This is a genomic window from Anaerococcus tetradius ATCC 35098, from assembly GCF_000159095.1.
In the GTDB taxonomy this organism is placed as follows: Bacteria; Bacillota; Clostridia; order Tissierellales; family Peptoniphilaceae; genus Anaerococcus; species Anaerococcus tetradius.
In genome coordinates, this window is the sequence record NZ_GG666301.1 from 19,334 (window position 1) to 37,882 (window position 18,549).

Here is an 18,549-nt window from a genome sequence, read left to right on the forward strand (position 1 = left end):
GCCTATAAAGACTAGGACTTTTTCTATAAAGACAAAACTCTTATTAGATTGAATCAATCCATAAGAGTTTTATATCCGCCCATAATTTCTTCTAATCTCTTCTATTGTTCCTATTTCCATAGAGAAGAAATAGTCTTAAAAATTGGAGGGCTGTTGCAAGGGTTGCTGCAAGATAGGTGTAGGCAGCAGCTTTTAGCATAGCCTTAGCTCCTTCAAGTTCTTCTCCCGCAAGCATTCCACTTTCATCAATTACCCTTATAGCCCTTCTTGATGCATCAAACTCGACAGGTAGGGTTACCAGTTGAAAGATTAGAACTAAGGAAAATAATATTAGTCCTATATCCAGAAGCTTTTGTTGGGATAAGAATATGCCCAAAAGTATTACTGGAAAGGCAAGTTTAGAACCAAAGTTTACCGCAGGAACTATCCATGACTTAACCCTTAAAGGTATATAGCCTTCCTTGTATTGGATTACATGGCCACATTCGTGGGCTGCTACTGCAATAGAGGCTATAGATGTATCAGTGAAGGACTCCTTTGATAGGGCTACTTCTTTTGTAGCAGGATTAAAGTAGTCGGATAGGCTTCCTCCGATTTTCTTAATAGATATATCATTGTAATTGTTAACATCTAGGATATACTTGGCAGCTTGATAGCCAGTTATCCCCCTATTAGATTTAATCTTACTATATTTACTAAAGGCTTTTTGGATATTAGCTTGGGCAAGCATGCTTATGATTAGGCCTATTATAACCAAGAAGTAGGTCTTATCATAAAACATATATCCAAAAGAATATGGATAATACATAGTTATTCCCTCTTTCATTATTTTTTCTTATTATACCCGATTTTTCATCAATTAAATTTACGCACAGAAAAAGGGCTTCGCAAAGCCCCTCCTCCTTATAGAAAAGAATAAGTTAGTCCTAGTTTTCTAAGGGAAAACTATAAGGAATTAATAATGAAAAACCTAGCTATTTAATAGCTAACTTTATTATAACATCATTTATAATTTTATGCAAACTTTTTCTTATTTTTCCTATAATTTATATTTATTAACTTATTTAAGTTAATTACACCCTGGCTATCTAGAGTCCATTACGTTTTCCTAATCAAGTGTTCTCTTCGATGGCTTTAGCGTTTTCATTATCGCCTATGAGGACTAGGACATCGTCCTTCTTAATCAAGGTAGTTGGATCAATTTCCATGATCATCTCTCCCTGTCTTTCGAATCCTACTACATTCATCTTGTAGGTATTTCTAAAATCAAGTTCTATAAGAGATTTTCCTATCCAATCCTTGTGGGCCTTGATTTCGATTAGGGAAAAATCATTCGAAAATTGAATAAGCTCGAGAAGGTTTGAGCCTGCAAGTGACCTAGCCAACCTTTCTCCTGTATCAAGTTCAGGATAGACTATTTGATCGGCTCCAATTTTTTTGAGGATTCTAGCATGGGATTGGCTGGTAGCCTTAGCTATTACCTTGCCAACTCCACTATCCTTACAAATTAAAGTAGCCTCGATTGATGCTTCTATGTCTGTTCCTGTTGCGATTATTGCAACATCGTAGTTATTTATTCCCAAAGACTTCATGGCTAACTCTTCGGTAATGTCCGCTTGGGCAGCACTTGATACAAAATTCGCTATTTTTTCTACCTTTGTGTAATTAGAATCTACTGCTGTTACATAAATGCCTTTTTCAAAAAGCTTGGTTGCAACAGAATAACCGAATCTTCCTAGACCTAATACAATAACATTTTTTTCCATAATCCCTCCTAACCTATACTAATAAAACATTCTGGATATCTGATTAACTTCTCATCTGGCTTGAGGCCAAAGGCAAAGGCCATAGTCATTGGACCAATCCTTCCTAGATACATGCAAAAACCTAGAAGGATTTTTGCAATTTTTGATAAATCTGCTGTAATTCCCTTAGAAGCTCCAACGGTAGCAAGGGCTGATACAGTTTCATACAAGGTGTCCATAAAATTAAAATCATCAGTAATAGTTATGATAAAACTTACCAAAAACACTATAAAGAATGATATCATAAAAATTGATAAGGCTTTTTTGATTGATTCGTCACTTATATGTTTATTAAAGACGACTGGCTCTTTTTGACTTTTTATAACTGAGTAAGTAGCGAGAGCCAAAACACCGAAGGTTGTAGTCTTGATACCTCCTGCCGTTGATCCTGGAGATCCTCCTATAAACATTAGCCCTATAAGGAGAAGTGCTGTCGAATCCTTTATTTGAGATAAGTTTACAGAATAAAAACCAGCTGTTCTGGCGGATACCGATTGAAAGAAGGATTCTGTAATTGAAGCTTGAAGTCCCTCTTTGATTAAAACTCCCCCCTTTATTGATTCAAGGATAAAAAAGCCTACCGCTCCTACAATAATCAAAACAAGGTTAATTACCAATACCAACTTTGAGTGAGTAGATATCTGCTTAAAATTTTTCTTATAGAAAAGTTCACTTGTAACCATAAAGCCCAAACCGCCGGTTATTATTAATAGCATTATGGTTATATTAACCAAAAGATCTTTTCTAAGTGGATAAATAGAATCCCCCATTATATCAAAACCTGCATTGCAAAAAGCTGAAATAGAATGAAATATAGCATACCATATTCCCTTTCCCAAACCATAGCTAGGAATAAATCTAATAGAAAGTAATATAGCTCCGAGAGTTTCTACTATGAGGGTAAAGGCTAAGACATACCTAAAGAGTCTAACCATGCCTGCCATGCTTTCTACATTTAATTGCTCCTTTAGAATTTGCCTTGATTTAATGCCTATCTTTTTTCTCAAGATTAAAGGAATTATGGAGGCTAAAGTCATTATTCCAAGGCCTCCTATTTGTATCAAGATAATGATTACAACTTGGCCAAGGCTATTCCAATGATAGCCTGTATTTACAGGACTTAGACCTGTTACGCAAGATGCACTTGCTGCAACAAAGAAAGAATCGACAAGGCTAGTTCTGGTAGCTGAATTGGTAACATAAGGAGTCGTAAGAATTAGTCCTCCTAGGCTTATCAGAATCAGAAATCCCAAAGACAAAACAAAGGCCGGGTTTTCTGTAAGCTTGTCAAAAGTTCTTTTTAAAAAATTTTTTTGCATTATAACCTTCCTTACACAATCAAAGGGGCCGGCATAAGTAAAGCCCTCCCCTAACTTAAGAGAATTTTACATCTCTTATAAGAAATTGTCAATGATTGAGATAATTTCTTATTTTTATCAAAGCGTCGTGCAAAAGCCACAGAAAAAAATAGAGCCAAGATTAATCTCAGCTCCAAAATTTTTATTCATTTTTAAGCATCTTATCTGAATAACCAAACATGTAGGTTAAAACAAAAGAAACTCCGATAGATATTAATAGCATTAACAAATACATAAAGACATTGTCTAGATACAAGAGTGTACCTGGAATAACTGTTACTGCCATACCAGTTGCTGATAATTTAAAGATTGATGCGAAAAATCCTCCTGCTGCACCACCGACCATAGCCATTACAAAAGGTCTTACAAATCTTAGGTTGATACCAAAAATTGCAGGTTCTGTTATGCCCAAGACTGCTGATAGGGCTGAAGGATAGGCAATTTGTTTAATTTTTTTATCCTTAGTCTTGATTGCAACTGCAAGGACTGCTCCAGCTTGACCTGCGGTAGCTGCTGATATGAGGGCGTTAAAGGCATTTCTACCATTATCTGCCAATAGTTGAACTTCTAGGAAGTTAAATATGTGATGGATTCCTGTAACTACTATCAATTGTTGGAAACCACCTATTAATAGGCCTGCTATACCGAAAGGAAGTCCCAGAGTCCATTTTGTTGCGTTTAATACTACAACTTCGAGTTGGTGGAAAACTGGTCCTATGGCAAAGAGAGATAGTACACTCATTATAGCAAGAACTAGGAAAGGTGTTAGGAGTAAATCCAAACTATCAGGAATTACCTTTCTTAAATTTCTCTCAAGCTTAGCTCCTATAAAGCCTGATATAAAGGCTGGAAGGACTGTTCCTTGATAGCCTACAACTGGTATGAAGCCAAACATGATAATTGGACTAGCATCTCCACTTGCTACTTGATAGGCGTTTGGTAGGTTAGGATGAACTAGCATAAGACCTAGAACTATACCTATAACAGGGCTTCCCCCAAATACCTTAAAGGCTGACCAAGCTACTAGAGCTGGCAAGAAGGCGAAAGCTGTATCTGTTAAAATTTGCGTCCACATCAAAAAATTTCCTGAAATATCATCTGGAGTCATTGAAAAAATTGCAAGAATTTCCTTTTGAGTCAGAAGACCCCTAAGCCCCATAAATAATCCTGTAGCAACAAGGACTGGAATGATTGGCACGAAAACATCACCAAAAGTCTTTATAGCTCTTTTTAATGGATTATTTTGGTTCTTCGACTTATTCTCTACAGCTTTTTCGTGTATTTTTGTAAAGTCATCCGAGCTTTTATCCTTCAAACTTTCATAAGCATCAAAAACCTTATTTACAGTTCCTGTACCAAAAATAATTTGGAGTTGGCCTTCATTGAACATTGCCCCCTTAGCACCTTCAAGCTCTTTAGCCTTATCCATATTGATTTTATCCTTATCCACTACTTCTATTCTTAATCTTGTCGCACAGTGGGCTACAGAAGAAATATTTCCCCTTCCTCCTGCCGCCTTGATGGCTTCTTCTGCTGCTTTTTTGTAATCCATAATTGCTCCTTTAATAATTACAAGATAAAAATGGGAACGGTTCCGTTAATATTATTATAGCAAAAACGTTTCCTTTGTCAAATTATTTTTAAATTTTTTATTTATTTGTTATTATAGGAGAGGAGGATATATGGCAAATATAAATGATATAGCAAAGGCTACAGGCTTTTCAAAATCGACTATTTCAAGATATTTAAACGATGGCTCTGTAAGTGATAAAACGAAAAAGAAAATTAAAGAGGCTATTGATAAGCTCGGCTATGTTCCTAACTCTTATGCGAGGAATCTCAAAAAGACCAAGACCAATATTATAGGAATTATAATCCCAAATTTTATAGGCTATACAAAAAACACAGCCCTAAATTCTATCAACCTCTTTCTAAAGGATAGTGGCTATTCTATGCTTATTTCTTGCTCAAATGACGATATGGATGAAGAAGTAAGGATTATAGAAGAGATGCAGGGGCTTAATGTCGATGGAATAATTCTTTTTGCTTCTAATATTACCAAAAAACATAAGGAAGTCCTTAAAGATTTAGATACTCCTCTAGTTATTTTTGGCCAAGAGCTTGATGGCTTTAGTTCCGTTATAGCCGATGATTACGAGGCTGGTAGGCTAATGGCAACCTATATCAAAAAACTAAAGCATAAGGAAATTAGCTATTTCGATGTCGGAGAATACGATCATGCAGTAGGCAAGAGATTTAAGGGTTTAAGTGATGTCCTTGAGGGAAGTGGAATAAAAATAAACCACCACCACTTCGACTTCACCAAGAAGACTGCCTACGAAAAGGCCAAGGAAATTTTAGATAGGGAAAAATCAACCTTTTACCTAGGAGCTACAGATAATATTGCCTTTGGTATAATCGAAGCTTTAAGAGAGAAAAACATCAAAATCCCTGACGATATTTCCGTAGCAGGCTTTGGCAATTATGAAATATCATCTATCACCAACCCTTCCCTAACGACCGTAGACTTTCCCTACGATAAGCTCGGAAGGCTTGCCATAGAAAGTTTGATTAATATTATTGAGGGTAACAAAAAAGAAAAAATAAGACCTGTCAAGGCCAAGCTAATACTTAGGGATTCTAGCAAATAAGCCTTAGTTTTAAATGATATCTAGGCTAGAAAAAAGGATGAAAATAAATGAAAAAATATTATTTTAAGGAAAAATTTTTCAAGATAACTGATCACTATCCAATCCTCGATGAGGATGGAAAAAAGACATTTTTTGTAGATCAGACCTTTAAGTTCTTGGGCTACGAGGCTAAAGTTTCCGATGCCCACGACAAAGAACTTTTCACTATAAATAGGAAACTCTTATCTTTCCTACCAATTTATTACATATCTTTTTCTGATAAGAGCAAAAAAGATATGACCATAAGGTCTAATCTAGCTTTTTTCAAAAAATCAATAGATATCCTTATGGAAGATGGAAAGATCAACCTTAAGGGTAATTTCTGGGACTATGAATTTAAGATGTTCTATAAGGGAGAGGTCATAGGAGAAGCTAGTAAGAAAATTTTCTCCCTAACTGATCAATATGAATTAAAGGTCTTAGACGAAAATTTCAGCCTAGAGCTTATTGCCCTTTGCCTAGCCCTAAACAATATAAAAGATTTAGAAAACGCATCATCCGCTAGTAACGGTTAAGGAGAATTTATGCAAATATCAACAATAACAAAATATATAGAAGACTTAGTAAATACACCATCACCAACAGGTTTCACAAAACTTGCTGAAAAATATCTTATAGAAGAGTTCCAAAAGCTAGGCTATAAGCCTTATCAAACTAACAAGGGCAATGTAGTAGTTCCTGTAGTCGAAGGAGATAAAAATGGCCTTCTTCTTTCAGCCCACGTCGATACCCTAGGGCTTATGGTAAGAAGCATCAAGGCAAATGGAAGGCTCAAGGTAACAAGCCTTGGTGGCTATCCTTTCAATTATGCAGAAGGTGAAAATGTTATAATCCATACCAGATCTGGCAAGACTTTTACAGGAGTTTTTAGATTAAACGAGCCTGCTGTTCACGGATCATCCGACCCAAGAGATGCCAAGAGGGATGATACAAGCATGGAAATCGTAATTGACGAGATTACAAGATCAGCCGAAGAAACTAAAAAGCTTGGGATTTCTCCTGGAGATTTCATATCCCTTGATCCAAGATTTAGAATAGATAATGGCTTTGTTAAGTCCCGCCATCTCGATGATAAGGCAAGTGCTGGAGTCCTCCTAGCCCTCGCTAAGGAGATTAAGGAGAAGAATATCAAAATCAATAGACCCCTCTATATGACCTTTACTATTTATGAAGAAGTTGGTCATGGGGCTGCAAGTGGTCATCCTCAAGGAATAAGAGATATGATAGCTGTCGATATGGGAGTAGTTTATGATGATCTTACTTGCGATGAGACCATGTTATCAATCTGCGCTAAGGATTCTTCAGGCCCTTATAATTATGATCTAACCAACGAACTAGTTGACCTAGCTAAAGAATTAGACCTTTCCTATGGCTTAGATATCTATCCTTACTATGGATCAGACGCTTCTGCTGCAGTGGCAAGCGATAATGATTTTCGCCATGCCCTAGTAGGAAGTGGAGTTGCTGCAAGCCATGGCTATGAGAGAACTCACGAGAAAGGCCTTATGAGCCTATATAAATTGCTTTTTAACTTTATACAAAAATAGTTGTAAATAATATAAATTATTATATAATATAGGTAAGCAAAAGGGAGTAGCCCAATTATTCAATCGTCAGAACGGATTTTATCCCGGTTGGATAAACCCTAAAAGGTGGCAAGACTTTTGGCATTTATTGCCAAAAGTCTTTTTTATATCTTTTGTGAAAATTTAATGGAGGAAATATGGACTATAAAGGAAGTTTAAACGAAGTAATCAAAAAGCATAAAAGCGATCCTAATCGTGGTCTAACTTCTGATGAAGCAAGAAAAAGACTAGAAGAATTCGGTCCAAACTCAATCGAATCTTCTAACAAAAAATCTCTTGTTAAAAAAATCATCGAGCAAGTTGCCGACCCTATGGTAATCCTTCTTGTCCTAGCTGCCCTTGTGTCAGCTTTTACAGGAGATGCCATAGAATGTGCTATAATCATAGCCATTGTTGTTATCAACGCTATTATGTCTATAATCCAAGAAGGTCGTGCGGAAGATTCTGTAGCAGCCCTTCAGAAGATGAGCTCGCCTGAGGCAACCATCATAAGGGATGGAGTCAGAAAAAAGGTTAAGGCAGAAGAACTTGTCCCAGGAGATGTCGTAGTAATAGAAACTGGTGATATTATCCCAGCCGATTTGAGATTGTTAGAATCAAGCAACCTCCAAATCGATGAGTCATCTCTTACAGGAGAATCTGTTGCCGTAGAAAAAGATTTTAATAAAGAATTTAATGAAGATATAGGAATCGGTGATAGGGATAACTTCGCCTTTTCTTCTTCAATTGTAACCTATGGCCATGGTAAGGGCCTTGTTACAGCTACAGGAGCTAATACAGAAATAGGAAAAATCGCAAGGAGCCTTGAAAATGTAGAGGCCAAAGATACTCCTCTCCAAAGACAATTAAAGAGATTATCAAAATTGCTTGCAGTTTTAGTGGTTGTAGTTTGTATCTTAGTCTTTGTGGTAGGATATTTTAGATCAAACATGGGTATATTAGAAAACTTCATGATAGCAGTCTCCCTCGCTGTTGCTGCCATACCAGAAGGCTTAACCGCTGTTGTAACTATTGTTTTATCAATAGGCATGAATAGGATGGCAGAAAGAAAGGCTATTGTTAAAAATCTCCTCTCAGTAGAAACCCTAGGCTCAACAACTGTCATCTGTTCGGATAAGACTGGAACCCTCACCCAAAACGAAATGACCATCACCAAAATATATACTGATGAAAATGAATTTGAGGTAGAAGGTTCAGGTTATGAACCAGTTGGAGATATTAGGGATGATAAGGGAGAAATTGTAAAAAACCATGAGCAAATCAAGCTTTTAATGACTATAGCAAGCCTTTGTAATGATGCAAATCTTACTAGAGAAGATAACTCCTACAAAATTACAGGCGATCCTACCGAAGGAGCTATGCTAAGCTTTGCTGAAAAATGGAATATAAACCAAGAAAATCTTAACGAAAAACATCCAAGGCTAAATGAAATTCCTTTCGATTCTACAAGAAAGATGATGACCACCTTCCACGAGCAAGAAGGTGAATACTATGCCTTTACCAAGGGTGCTCCAGACATTATCATAAGTAAGTGTTCAAAAGTCTTGCTTGATGGAAAGCTAGTAGATTTTAGTGAACAGCTAAAGAAAAAGGCCCTCGATGTGAATACCGACCTTGCGAGCCAAGCCCTAAGGGTCATGGCCTATGCCTTTAAACCACTAGAAAGCATGGATATAGACCTTACTACAGAAAATATTGAGCACGATATGGTCTTTGTAGGACTTACTGGCATGATTGATCCACCAAGACCTGAAGCTAAGGCTGCCGTAAAAGAATGTCACGAATCTGGAATTGACGTTATCATGATTACAGGTGATTATTTCGAAACAGCCCTTGCCATAGCAAAAGATTTAGGCATAGCTACCAGTAGAGACCAAGCCATGCAAGGAAGCGACCTAAATAACAAGACAGATGCTGAAATAAGAGAGATTGTAAAAACTAAGAGAATTTTCGCTAGAGTTTCTCCAGAAAATAAGGTTCAATTAGTGAAAGCTTTGGGAGAAAATGGAGAAATAGTAGCCATGACTGGAGATGGAGTAAATGATGCTCCAGCTATAAAAAATGCAGATATCGGTATATCAATGGGTATAACAGGAACTGACGTTGCCAAAGATACGGCAGATATGATTCTTGTCGATGATAACTTTGCAACAATTGTAAATGCAGTAGAAGAAGGCAGGGTAATCTTTGCAAATATCAAAAAATTTGTCTCCTTCCTCCTATCTTGTAATATAGCAGAAGTCGCCATAGTATTTTTATCAATCCTATTTGGCCTTCCAAGCCCTCTTACCCCTATCCAACTCTTGTGGCTAAATCTTGTTACAGATGCCTTCCCAGCCCTTGCCCTTGGTGTTGAACCAGCAGAGCCAGGCATCATGAAAGAAGATCCAAGAGATCCTAGAAAATCAATTATATCTGGAAAGACAAGGACAAATCTTATTTCCCAATCAATCTTTATCACGATTGCAGTCCTTCTTTCCTATGTAGTCGGCCTAAAATTAATCTTCCCTGATTCAATAGAGGGAGCCCATACCATGGTATTTGCAACTTTAATCACAAGCGAACTTCTAAGAGCCTTCTCAGTAAGGTCAGAAACATATACTCTCAAGGAATTAGGCTTTGCCTCAAACCCACAACTAATAAAGGCAACCATCCTATCCTTTGCCCTCTTATTGCTTGTAATGTATGTTCCTATACTTACTAAATTGTTCGAAGTAGTAGCCCTAACTTGGGAGTGGATACCAGTTCTAATCCTTTCCCTCATACCACTAATACTCGGAGAGATTGCAAAAGTCGCTAGAAGAAAATAAAAACATTCGAAAATTGCCTACATGAAATTCTTGTAGGCAATTTGTTTGTATAAACATTAAATTGTAGCTATAAGCAGGTACGCTTACTTTTTATAAGCCAAGCACAATACCTAGACCTGCTGACAAAATTATTATAAATATAGGATTTATCTTTTTAAACTTAATAAGCATAAGAAAAAATATTGTAAATAAAACTATTGGGATTGGTCTAAATAAATCAATTAATCTATAAGTTTGCCTAAAGCTTTCAAGATCAAATAAACTTAGAAGAAGAACTGAGCTCATAGCTCCAAGGATTAGTCCTGCTGTTGCTGGACGAAGGGCAAGGAAGGCATCCTTTACTATTTTTGAATTTTTGAAACTATCCATAGCTCTTGCAATAAATAAGATAATAATAACAGGAGCTGTTATTAAAGAAAGGGTTGCAAGTAGACCTCCTAGGTTGCCGTAGGCGTTTATACCTGCATAGGTTGACATATTTATGCCTATTGCCCCTGGGGTCGATTCTGAAACAGCTATCATATCCAAAAGCTCTGCTGACGAAAAATATCCAAACTTCTCCCCTATATCATAGAGAAAGGGAATAGTCGCCATACCTCCACCAACCGCAAAAAGTCCAACCTTAAAAAATTCCCACATAAGTCTAAGCATCTTTTTTTCTCCTTCCGAGAATTACACCAAAAATTCCAACGCATACTACCACAAGTATAGGAGAAATTGATAAAAGGCCTATGGCTATGAAGGTTACAAGAAATATAGAAAATTTAAGCCTAGTGTTGGCATCTTTCTTAATCATCTTTACCACTGAATAAAAGACTAGGGCACAAACTCCTATCCTTATACCAGAAAAGGCATGTTGAACAAGGGCAAAATCACTAAAATTTTTAAGAAACTTAGCTATTATTGTAATTATTATTATAGAAGGAGTAACAAAGCCAAGGCTTGCCACTATCCCTCCAAAATTTCCTGCGACATTGTAGCCACAAAAAGTCGAAGTGTTAATGGCAATAATACCTGGAGTCGATTGGCCGATAGCATAGTAGTCTAAAATCTCTTCATGACTTGCCCATTTTTTCTTTTCTACGACTTCTCTTTCCAAAAGTGGAAGCATGGCATAGCCCCCTCCAAAGGTGAAAAGACCCATCTTGAAAAATGTCAAATAAAGTTCTAATAAAGTATTCATAATATCTCCTTAGCCTAATTATATAATAAATCTATCTATGAGGCAAAGCGGTATAATGGGTCTAAGTTTATAGCTAGAAAGAATAAAAACTAATGAATTAAGAAATGTACTAAGAGCTAAACATGAAAGGATAAAAATGTACGGACTATTATTTGATGTTGACGGAACCATACTCGACTCCATGCATATTTGGATAAAGCCTCTCGAAGACCTCTTCAAAAAATATGACAAGGACCTTAACAAAATCCCCAAAGAAGAAAAGGGAGAGCTAGAAGCTTATTCTTTTGAAGATATGTGCGGATACTTGGCAGAAAATCTCAGCTATGATATGACTAAGGATGAGGTGAAAAACTTCTTTGAAGAAAGGATAGATAAAGCCTACAGCAAAGAACTTATGCCCAAAGAAGGAGCTATAGATTTTCTTAAAGCTTTAAAGAAAAAAGGCTACAAGCTATCTGTCGCATCATCTACAAACCACACCTACCTAGAAAAAGCCTTCCAAAGACTAGGCATAAGCGATATCTTCGATTTTTTTGCGACACCAGAAATAACTGGCCTAAAAAAATCCCAAGGCGAATATTGGAAGTATTCCATAGACAAGCACAAGAAAAAGCCTTGTGATTTAATACTTTTTGATGATGCCCTCTATGCTATTAAGGCCGCCAAAAAAGAAGGTATAAAAACTGTTGGAATAAAGGACTTTCCTTGGAACGAAAAAGAATGGGAATTCATAAAAAAAGAAGCCGACTACTATGTAGATAATCTCGCTTCTTTCGATTTCGATAAAATATTAAAGGACTAATCCTTATCTATTACAGGCTTTACTCCCACAAGGAAGTAAGGCCTTTTATATTTTTTCTTTTAGCTTAATTACTTTTTTTCTAAGGAAAATTAGGGAGAAAATCCCCTTCAAATTACTTGATAAGCTCATAGAAATCCACACTCCGTGAACTCCAAAAAAAGGCATAAGGATTAAGGAGATTGGTATTCTAGATGTGTTCATTACAAGACCTATTATAGATGGAGTCTTGGTATCAGCTAAGCCATTGAAGACTCCTGCCATACCTATTTCTATAGCCATCATAAGTTGGCTTAATGAAAGTATCAAAAGATAATCAGCACCAAGGCCTATCGCTTTTATATCATCCGAAGTAAAGAGCCTAAATAAATCATACCTAAAGATGAACAAGACAAGACTTGCTATAAGACCGATACTTGCTACAAGCTTTAAGCTTACCTTGATAATATCAATCACCCTTCTAAGTTTGCCTGCCCCATAATTTTGTCCTACCAAAGCTTGGATTCCAACTTGGATTCCCTCGGTCGTATTCCAAGAAATCGACTCGAGTTGAGCTCCGATAGATGCAACCGCAACAGGAACAGGTCCAAAACTTGCCATAAATCTATTTAAAATCATAGATATTGACGCATGAAATCCACTCAAGATGCCAGCAGGAAGACCTAACTTAAAAATCTCCACCTGCCAATCCATCCTATAATCAATACCAGAAATCGCCTTTTTTATTAAATCATCTTGCCTAATAACTGCTATCAAAAAGCAAAGACTAACCAAAAACTGACTAAAGATAGTAGCTATAGCAGCTCCACTTATAGAAAGGGCAGGAAAAGGCCCTAGACCAAAGATTAAAAGAGGATCTAGGATCATGTTGGCAAAAAGACCTATGGCATTTATCTTAAAAGGAGTAATGGAGTCTCCCAAGGCAGTAAAGGATTGGGAAAACATGGGGTTGATAAAAAAGAAAATCAGACCACAGCCTATTATAAAAAGATATTTCTTAGCAAATAACTCAGAGGCTTCTCCTAGATGATAAGCCTCTATAAAGACATTTCTAATAAGAAGGACAAAAATAGTAAAGGAAAAACCTATGATAAGGGCCTGTATTATCCCATTATTTATGACTCTTACCGTTTCCTTCTCATTGCCCTGGCCAAAAGATTGAGAAGCGTAAACTCCCGTTCCAACCTTTGGTATAAGGCCCAAAGAATTGGCAATCCAAAAGACAAAACCAGCGATCCCTACTCCTGCAACAGCATCAGTACCGAGTTTTGATATCCAAATCATATCTACAAAACCATAGGCTATTTGTATAAAGGCAGTTAGGGCTAGGGGAATAGAAAGCTTTACCAAAGTTTGCCAAATTGGTCCCCTAGTGAGATCTAATTTTTGATTCATCTCTTTTATCTCCTTTCTTTTATCAATTAAAACAATAAATTCAAATTAATCTGTTAATATTTTATTATTGAACAACAATATTTCCCCCTTGTCAAAGATTATCTTAAATAATCAGGACTGTATTTTATCAAAAAGCATGCTAATTTAAAAATATCTTGGGATGCCAACTTATTTTTCTTCGATAAAATTTAATTAGCCTTTAAAAATTTTCTTTTTTGCGGTATAGTACATCATTATATCATACTAATAAAGTTTATTAAGTTGATGGTCTATGCTAAGCTAAAGGGGCTTACTTGAGACTTGTATTAAGTTAGGAGAAATTATGGAAAACTTAAATGTAATTATTGGTAAAATTAATTCCTTGCTATACTTTCCCATACTTGTAGTTTTACTTATTGCTGTGGGTCTGTATTTCACAATAAGAACAGGCTTTATCCAAGTAAGCCTTCTTAAAGAAGCTTTTAAGGTTATAAGGGAAAAACCAGAAGATGCATCCGATGTATCAAGCTTCCAGGCCCTTATGATTTCGACAGCTTCAAGAGTCGGAACTGGAAATATAGTTGGTGTATCTTCTGCTATATGCTTGGGTGGCTATGGAGCAGTATTTTGGATGTGGCTTGTAGCAATTATTGGTGCTGCTAGTGCTTTTGCTGAATCAACCCTCGCTCAAATTTACAAAAAGAAGGGAAAACACAGCTCTTATGGTGGCCCTTCCTACTATATAGAAGAAGGTCTAAAGAGCAGAGGTCTTGGCGTAGTATTTTCTATCGCCCTAATAGTTTGTTACGCAGTAGGCTTTAATATGCTTGCAAGCTTCAACCTCCAATCATCCTTCGCTTCTTATGCGATTTATGATGCAAATATAACACCAAAAATCATAGGCGGATTCTTCGCCATAGCCGTTGCTTTTGTAATCCTCGGCGGTGGCAAGAGAATAATAAAGATTACCCAAGGACTCGTGCCTTTTATGGGAATTATCTTTGTAATAGTATCTTTGATAATGATTTGCTTAAATATTGCTAGGATTCCTGAAGTCTTTAGAAGAATATTTGAAGATGCCTTTAACTTTAAGTCTATATTTTCTGGTCTTGCAGGTTCTTCAATGATCCTAGGTATGAAAAGGGGCTTATATTCTAACGAAGCTGGTATAGGTTCTGCACCAAATGCAGCAGCCGCTGCCAAGGTAAGCCACCCTGTTAAACAAGGTCTAGTACAAATGATATCAGTTTTTATTGATACCCTCTTGATCTGTTCAGCCACAGCCTTTATGGGTCTAAGCTCAGGTATTGAACCAACAGCTGCCCTTGACGGAGCTCCTTTTATCCAAGAAGCTTTGGCAAGTGTCTTCGGTTCTCTCGGCTATTACTTTATATCAGCCTCCCTAGTCCTCTTTGCCTTTACAACTTTTATCGGCAATCTATACTATGTAGATTCAAACTTCGATTATCTATTTGGCAGACAACTTGAAGAAAAACAAAGAGTTCCTTACAGACTAATAGCTGCCTTCCTAATATTTTTTGGAGCTATCCAAGAGCAAGCCTTTGTTTGGAACCTATCCGACCTCTTTATGGGAGTTATGGCCCTAATAAACCTACCAGCAATTATGGTCCTATCAAATAAAGCCCTAGCCTGCCTAAATGATTATAGAAAACAAATAAAGGAAGGTAAAGACCCAAGCTTTGTTTCTAAAAGTATAGGAATCAAAGATGAATTAGATTATTGGAAATAAAATTTCGCACAGAAAAAGGTGATGCTCTAGAATAGAAAAACTATTCTAAGCATCGCCTTTTTTTAATCTCTATTTACCATCTATATATTTAGCCTTTAGCTTTAGGGCTGATGGGCAAACTGCTATACCACCTTCGCCTGTTTCTCTAAGGGCTGCTGGTAGGGCATCTCCAACTCTCTTTAGGGCATCTACCGCTTCATCAAAAGTAACTACCATCCTCACTCCTGCCATAGCCATATCGGCACTTGCTAGGGTATTCATTACTCCATTAGCGTTTCTAATATTGCAAGGAAATTCTACCATACCTCCGATTGGGTCGCATACCAAGCCTAGGATATTTAAGATTGCTGCTGTCGCTGCATTTTCTTGAATCTTTATATCATAACCCCTCAAGAAACATACAGCTGCCGCTGCCATTGCTGCAGCAGAGCCTGTTTCTGCTTGACATCCACCTTCTGCACCAGCAAAGGTCGCATTATCGAAGATTACTTGTCCTACAATACTTGCCACTAGGAGGGCTTTTTTAAGATCCTCATCGCTGGTCTTATACTTATATCTCATAGTCATAAGAGTCGCAGGAAGGATTCCTGAAGAGCCTGCTGTTGGTGCAGCAGCGATAATTCCCATAGCTGCATTAATTTCTGAAGTAGAAAGGGCCATAGCCATAGCTATTGATGGAATCTCGCCAAGGACAGACTCTCCCTTTAAGAAATAATCATGCATTGTTTTCGCATTTCCACCAGTCATACCCGTAACAGAATATACTTCTGTTTCGAGGGCTGCCTTAGCAGAATTTTTCATAACATCTAGGGTTCTTTGCAATCTATCCCAGATTTCTTCTTCACTCTTGCCCGTATTTTCTATTTCGTCTTCTAAGGCTAGTTGCCAAAGTTCTTTATTTTCTTCTTCACATCTTTGTTTTAATGATTTCATAGTAGTTATCATACTAAACTCCTATATATTTTAGGAAGGTAAAATCCTTACCTGCCCTTATTTTTTCTAAGATATCTTCTCTAAGTGGATCATCTAACTCGCATACCAACATAACATTGTTGCCTTCTTTGATAGTTTTCATAGTGTTGATATTATAGCCATTATCAAAGAGAATACCTGAAACGAAAGCTATAACTCCCTTTTGTTCAGCATAGGACATAAAGAGAGTAGGCTTGTTGGCCTTAAATTCAATAGGGTTGCCATTCATCTTTGTAATGACTATAGCTCCACCACCAATGGATGAGCCTTGAACTGAAAGAGCTGGTCTATCTGGATACTTGAAGACAATATTAACTGTATTTGGATGAACATCTCCTAGATCTGTTTCCACAAAAGAATATTTTATACCTGCCTTATCAGCATAATCAAAAGAATGGATTATTCTTTCATCTTCTGGGTCAAAACCCAAGACTCCTCCTACAAGAGCCCTATTTGTACCATGTCCCTTGTAGGTTTTGGCAAAGGAACCATGGAGGTAGAAGATTACTTCGTTGAAATTTCTATCTACCATACGTCTTGCTGTATGAGCTATCTTACAAGCTCCTGCTGTATGAGAGCTTGAAGGCCCAACCATATTTGGACCTATAATATCGAATACAGATACATTTACTGTCATAATCACTCCTTAATAAACAAAGGGCAGCATAAGCCACCCCATACTTTTTTGCAAAGGTAAATAGGCCGCGGCCTAGTTAAATTTTACTGGATCTCTCATCCAATATTTTTACCCAATATTTTCTTATTGCAAATTCTTAACTCTTACTTCAAAAATAGATTATACAGGAGGATAAAGGGTATGTCAAGCATTTTGGTCAAACGTTTTCAATAGCTTGCTTATTAAAGGATTTATTATAAATCCCCCAATCAATCTCTGTATCATCTTGCTTTTTTATATTACCCTTGTAACATGGTATATAGATAAACAAATTTATCAAAACATTTTCCTGATATGTTAGAGGATTTTATAGATTTATCCAACAAATTTACAAGCAGGCATTTTCCTCATATTTTTTGAAGTTTAAACAAGCTCTTATGGATCATTCTTATTCATTGTAACCACAAGACTTATCGCTTGCTATGAACTTTCCTTCTAATAGATTTCTTCCTTGGCTATAAAATCTAGTTGACCCATCCCAGGCCTTCTTTCTTAGTTCATCTATAAGACCATAATTTTCTCTATGAATTATCAGAGATATTTCTGTTAAATCATAAGATGTAAGCATGGCCAAGTCGCCATCGCTATCTCCACCTACCATTATAGGCCCGTAGTTAGTGGCATTTTTGATAAGTTTATCTATGGTTTCAACCTTGCCTTCTCTGATGCTTATTGGATAAGTTTTATCAAGACTTGGAAGTATCTTTCCTCCTAAATCCCTTTCTAATCTTAATCCTAGGACCTTTTTTTTATTTAGTTTGTAGAAATTATCCTCATCGCTAGCAAAGGCCCTTACCACATCTATGAAGGAGGCTGATACTATGTAGGTGTCTATACCATTTTCTTCGAAAGTTTGATAGAGATCTACCATCTCAGGAAGGGGGCTTATTCCTACGAAATAATCTATAGAGACCCTGCCAGCTTTTGATTCTATAGCTGGCGAAGTAAAGTTTTCCACCCTTATTTTTTCTTTTCTCATGGCTTCATAGGCCTCTTTGCAGAGGGCTTCGACTTCTTGGGTCTTGTAATTTTTCAAAAGAAAGCTCATCCAACAATAAGGATCCTTTGCCTGCCTGTCATAATCGCTTACCCTATATCTATAAAACATCTTTGTTACAAATTCCTTGTAGTAGTCGCTTTTCTTTAGCTCATCAAGACTTTGATTTCCTCCGAATTTATCAAGCCTTTTGTATAGGAACTCATAGGCCTTTTTGATATCATAGGCTATAAGGTCGATGTTTAATCTCTTATTTTCAAGATTATTATATTTATCGGCATAGAAATTCTTATCTACATTCTTGATTATTAGGTCAAAAAACTCGTCAACTTCCATCTTAAAGCTAAGATTTGTTATCATATAGTAGAGAAGAGCCTCCTCTACATCGCCTATAATAGAGGTATTATCCCAATCAAAGACAGCAAATGGTCTCTTGTTGGGGTCATAGGCTGGACTGTCTATACCATGTTTTGCTATTAAGTTGTTAATTGCTCTATAATTTTTTTCATCCCAATTTAATCTTTTAATGTAGTTTTTCATTTATCTTCC

16 protein-coding genes are annotated in these 18,549 nt (G+C 36.7%); 6 read left to right on the forward strand and 10 right to left on the reverse strand.

Annotated elements, in window-relative coordinates:
• Window positions 1–91: 91 nt before the first annotated feature.
• The 4 genes from HMPREF0077_RS08115 to HMPREF0077_RS08130 form a co-directional block, all read right to left on the reverse strand.
• A complete protein-coding gene (locus HMPREF0077_RS08115; RefSeq protein ID WP_004837528.1) occupies window positions 92–826 on the reverse strand; it encodes a zinc metallopeptidase in 735 nt (244 codons plus the stop codon).
• Between the two features lie 286 nt (window positions 827–1,112).
• On the reverse strand, window positions 1,113–1,766 hold the full coding sequence (locus HMPREF0077_RS08120) for a potassium channel family protein (RefSeq protein WP_004837529.1): 654 nt from the start codon (window positions 1,764–1,766) through the stop codon (window positions 1,113–1,115).
• A gap of 8 nt (window positions 1,767–1,774) precedes the next feature.
• Window positions 1,775–3,124, reverse strand: a complete 1,350-nt coding sequence (locus HMPREF0077_RS08125) for a TrkH family potassium uptake protein (protein WP_004837530.1) — start codon at window positions 3,122–3,124, stop codon at window positions 1,775–1,777.
• Between the two features lie 181 nt (window positions 3,125–3,305).
• Window positions 3,306–4,715: a sucrose-specific PTS transporter subunit IIBC gene (locus HMPREF0077_RS08130; protein WP_004837531.1), complete on the reverse strand. Its 1,410-nt coding sequence runs from the start codon at window positions 4,713–4,715 to the stop codon at window positions 3,306–3,308.
• A 130-nt stretch (window positions 4,716–4,845) separates the two neighbouring features.
• Here HMPREF0077_RS08130 and HMPREF0077_RS08135 point away from each other — a divergent pair, with 130 nt between their 5' ends.
• From HMPREF0077_RS08135 to HMPREF0077_RS08150, 4 genes are all read left to right on the forward strand, one after another.
• The gene (locus HMPREF0077_RS08135; RefSeq protein WP_004837532.1) at window positions 4,846–5,814 is read left to right on the forward strand and encodes a substrate-binding domain-containing protein; all 969 of its coding nucleotides are present in this window, start codon (window positions 4,846–4,848) and stop codon (window positions 5,812–5,814) included.
• A gap of 47 nt (window positions 5,815–5,861) precedes the next feature.
• Window positions 5,862–6,368: an LURP-one-related/scramblase family protein gene (locus HMPREF0077_RS08140; protein WP_004837533.1), complete on the forward strand. Its 507-nt coding sequence runs from the start codon at window positions 5,862–5,864 to the stop codon at window positions 6,366–6,368.
• Window positions 6,369–6,377: 9 nt separating this feature from the next.
• Entirely contained in the window at window positions 6,378–7,400 is a 1,023-nt protein-coding gene (locus HMPREF0077_RS08145) for a M42 family metallopeptidase (protein WP_004837534.1), read from the forward strand.
• Between the two features lie 176 nt (window positions 7,401–7,576).
• Window positions 7,577–10,249 (forward strand): cation-translocating P-type ATPase, encoded by a 2,673-nt coding sequence (locus HMPREF0077_RS08150; protein ID WP_004837535.1) that lies wholly within the window; start codon window positions 7,577–7,579, stop codon window positions 10,247–10,249.
• A 90-nt stretch (window positions 10,250–10,339) separates the two neighbouring features.
• On the opposite strand, the gene HMPREF0077_RS08155 is transcribed toward HMPREF0077_RS08150, so the two are convergent.
• Together HMPREF0077_RS08155 and HMPREF0077_RS08160 are read right to left on the reverse strand one after the other, a co-directional pair.
• Window positions 10,340–10,900, reverse strand: a complete 561-nt coding sequence (locus HMPREF0077_RS08155) for a chromate transporter (RefSeq protein ID WP_004837536.1) — start codon at window positions 10,898–10,900, stop codon at window positions 10,340–10,342.
• A complete protein-coding gene (locus HMPREF0077_RS08160) occupies window positions 10,893–11,432 on the reverse strand; it encodes a chromate transporter (protein WP_004837537.1) in 540 nt (179 codons plus the stop codon). Before HMPREF0077_RS08160 ends, HMPREF0077_RS08155 begins: the two co-directional genes overlap by 8 nt.
• A 136-nt stretch (window positions 11,433–11,568) precedes the next feature.
• Here HMPREF0077_RS08160 and HMPREF0077_RS08165 point away from each other — a divergent pair, with 136 nt between their 5' ends.
• The gene (locus tag HMPREF0077_RS08165; RefSeq protein WP_004837538.1) at window positions 11,569–12,234 is read left to right on the forward strand and encodes an HAD family hydrolase; all 666 of its coding nucleotides are present in this window, start codon (window positions 11,569–11,571) and stop codon (window positions 12,232–12,234) included.
• A 45-nt stretch (window positions 12,235–12,279) separates the two neighbouring features.
• Here the strand turns inward: HMPREF0077_RS08165 and HMPREF0077_RS08170 are convergent, their stop codons facing one another.
• Complete coding sequence (locus HMPREF0077_RS08170) at window positions 12,280–13,626, reverse strand: MATE family efflux transporter (RefSeq protein ID WP_004837539.1); 1,347 nt, start codon at window positions 13,624–13,626, stop codon at window positions 12,280–12,282.
• A gap of 322 nt (window positions 13,627–13,948) precedes the next feature.
• On the opposite strand from HMPREF0077_RS08170, the gene HMPREF0077_RS08175 reads away from it, so the two are divergent.
• Window positions 13,949–15,355 (forward strand): alanine/glycine:cation symporter family protein, encoded by a 1,407-nt coding sequence (locus tag HMPREF0077_RS08175; RefSeq protein ID WP_004837540.1) that lies wholly within the window; start codon window positions 13,949–13,951, stop codon window positions 15,353–15,355.
• Window positions 15,356–15,424: 69 nt separating this feature from the next.
• On the opposite strand, the gene sdaAA is transcribed toward HMPREF0077_RS08175, so the two are convergent.
• The 3 genes from sdaAA to HMPREF0077_RS08190 all read right to left on the reverse strand — a co-directional run bounded on the left by sdaAA (window position 15,425) and on the right by HMPREF0077_RS08190 (window position 18,540).
• A complete protein-coding gene (gene sdaAA, locus HMPREF0077_RS08180) occupies window positions 15,425–16,300 on the reverse strand; it encodes an L-serine ammonia-lyase, iron-sulfur-dependent, subunit alpha (RefSeq protein ID WP_004837541.1) in 876 nt (291 codons plus the stop codon).
• Between the two features lies 1 nt (window position 16,301).
• Window positions 16,302–16,964: an L-serine ammonia-lyase, iron-sulfur-dependent subunit beta gene (gene sdaAB, locus HMPREF0077_RS08185; protein ID WP_004837542.1), complete on the reverse strand. Its 663-nt coding sequence runs from the start codon at window positions 16,962–16,964 to the stop codon at window positions 16,302–16,304.
• Window positions 16,965–17,391: 427 nt separating this feature from the next.
• Window positions 17,392–18,540, reverse strand: a complete 1,149-nt coding sequence (locus HMPREF0077_RS08190) for an HAD family hydrolase (RefSeq protein ID WP_004837544.1) — start codon at window positions 18,538–18,540, stop codon at window positions 17,392–17,394.
• Window positions 18,541–18,549 lie beyond the last annotated feature (9 nt).

Coding starts and splice junctions, on each gene's coding strand:
- HMPREF0077_RS08155 (WP_004837536.1), bottom strand. CDS start 10,900: ATGCTTAGACTTATGTGGGAATTTTTTAAGGTTGGACTTTTTGCGGTT.
- HMPREF0077_RS08120 (WP_004837529.1), bottom strand. CDS start 1,766: ATGGAAAAAAATGTTATTGTATTAGGTCTAGGAAGATTCGGTTATTCT.
- HMPREF0077_RS08150 (WP_004837535.1), top strand. CDS start 7,577: ATGGACTATAAAGGAAGTTTAAACGAAGTAATCAAAAAGCATAAAAGC.
- HMPREF0077_RS08130 (WP_004837531.1), bottom strand. CDS start 4,715: ATGGATTACAAAAAAGCAGCAGAAGAAGCCATCAAGGCGGCAGGAGGA.
- HMPREF0077_RS08125 (WP_004837530.1), bottom strand. CDS start 3,124: ATGCAAAAAAATTTTTTAAAAAGAACTTTTGACAAGCTTACAGAAAAC.
- HMPREF0077_RS08135 (WP_004837532.1), top strand. CDS start 4,846: ATGGCAAATATAAATGATATAGCAAAGGCTACAGGCTTTTCAAAATCG.
- HMPREF0077_RS08170 (WP_004837539.1), bottom strand. CDS start 13,626: ATGAATCAAAAATTAGATCTCACTAGGGGACCAATTTGGCAAACTTTG.
- sdaAB (WP_004837542.1), bottom strand. CDS start 16,964: ATGACAGTAAATGTATCTGTATTCGATATTATAGGTCCAAATATGGTT.
- HMPREF0077_RS08165 (WP_004837538.1), top strand. CDS start 11,569: ATGTACGGACTATTATTTGATGTTGACGGAACCATACTCGACTCCATG.
- HMPREF0077_RS08175 (WP_004837540.1), top strand. CDS start 13,949: ATGGAAAACTTAAATGTAATTATTGGTAAAATTAATTCCTTGCTATAC.
- HMPREF0077_RS08140 (WP_004837533.1), top strand. CDS start 5,862: ATGAAAAAATATTATTTTAAGGAAAAATTTTTCAAGATAACTGATCAC.
- HMPREF0077_RS08145 (WP_004837534.1), top strand. CDS start 6,378: ATGCAAATATCAACAATAACAAAATATATAGAAGACTTAGTAAATACA.
- HMPREF0077_RS08190 (WP_004837544.1), bottom strand. CDS start 18,540: ATGAAAAACTACATTAAAAGATTAAATTGGGATGAAAAAAATTATAGA.
- HMPREF0077_RS08115 (WP_004837528.1), bottom strand. CDS start 826: ATGAAAGAGGGAATAACTATGTATTATCCATATTCTTTTGGATATATG.
- HMPREF0077_RS08160 (WP_004837537.1), bottom strand. CDS start 11,432: ATGAATACTTTATTAGAACTTTATTTGACATTTTTCAAGATGGGTCTT.
- sdaAA (WP_004837541.1), bottom strand. CDS start 16,300: ATGATAACTACTATGAAATCATTAAAACAAAGATGTGAAGAAGAAAAT.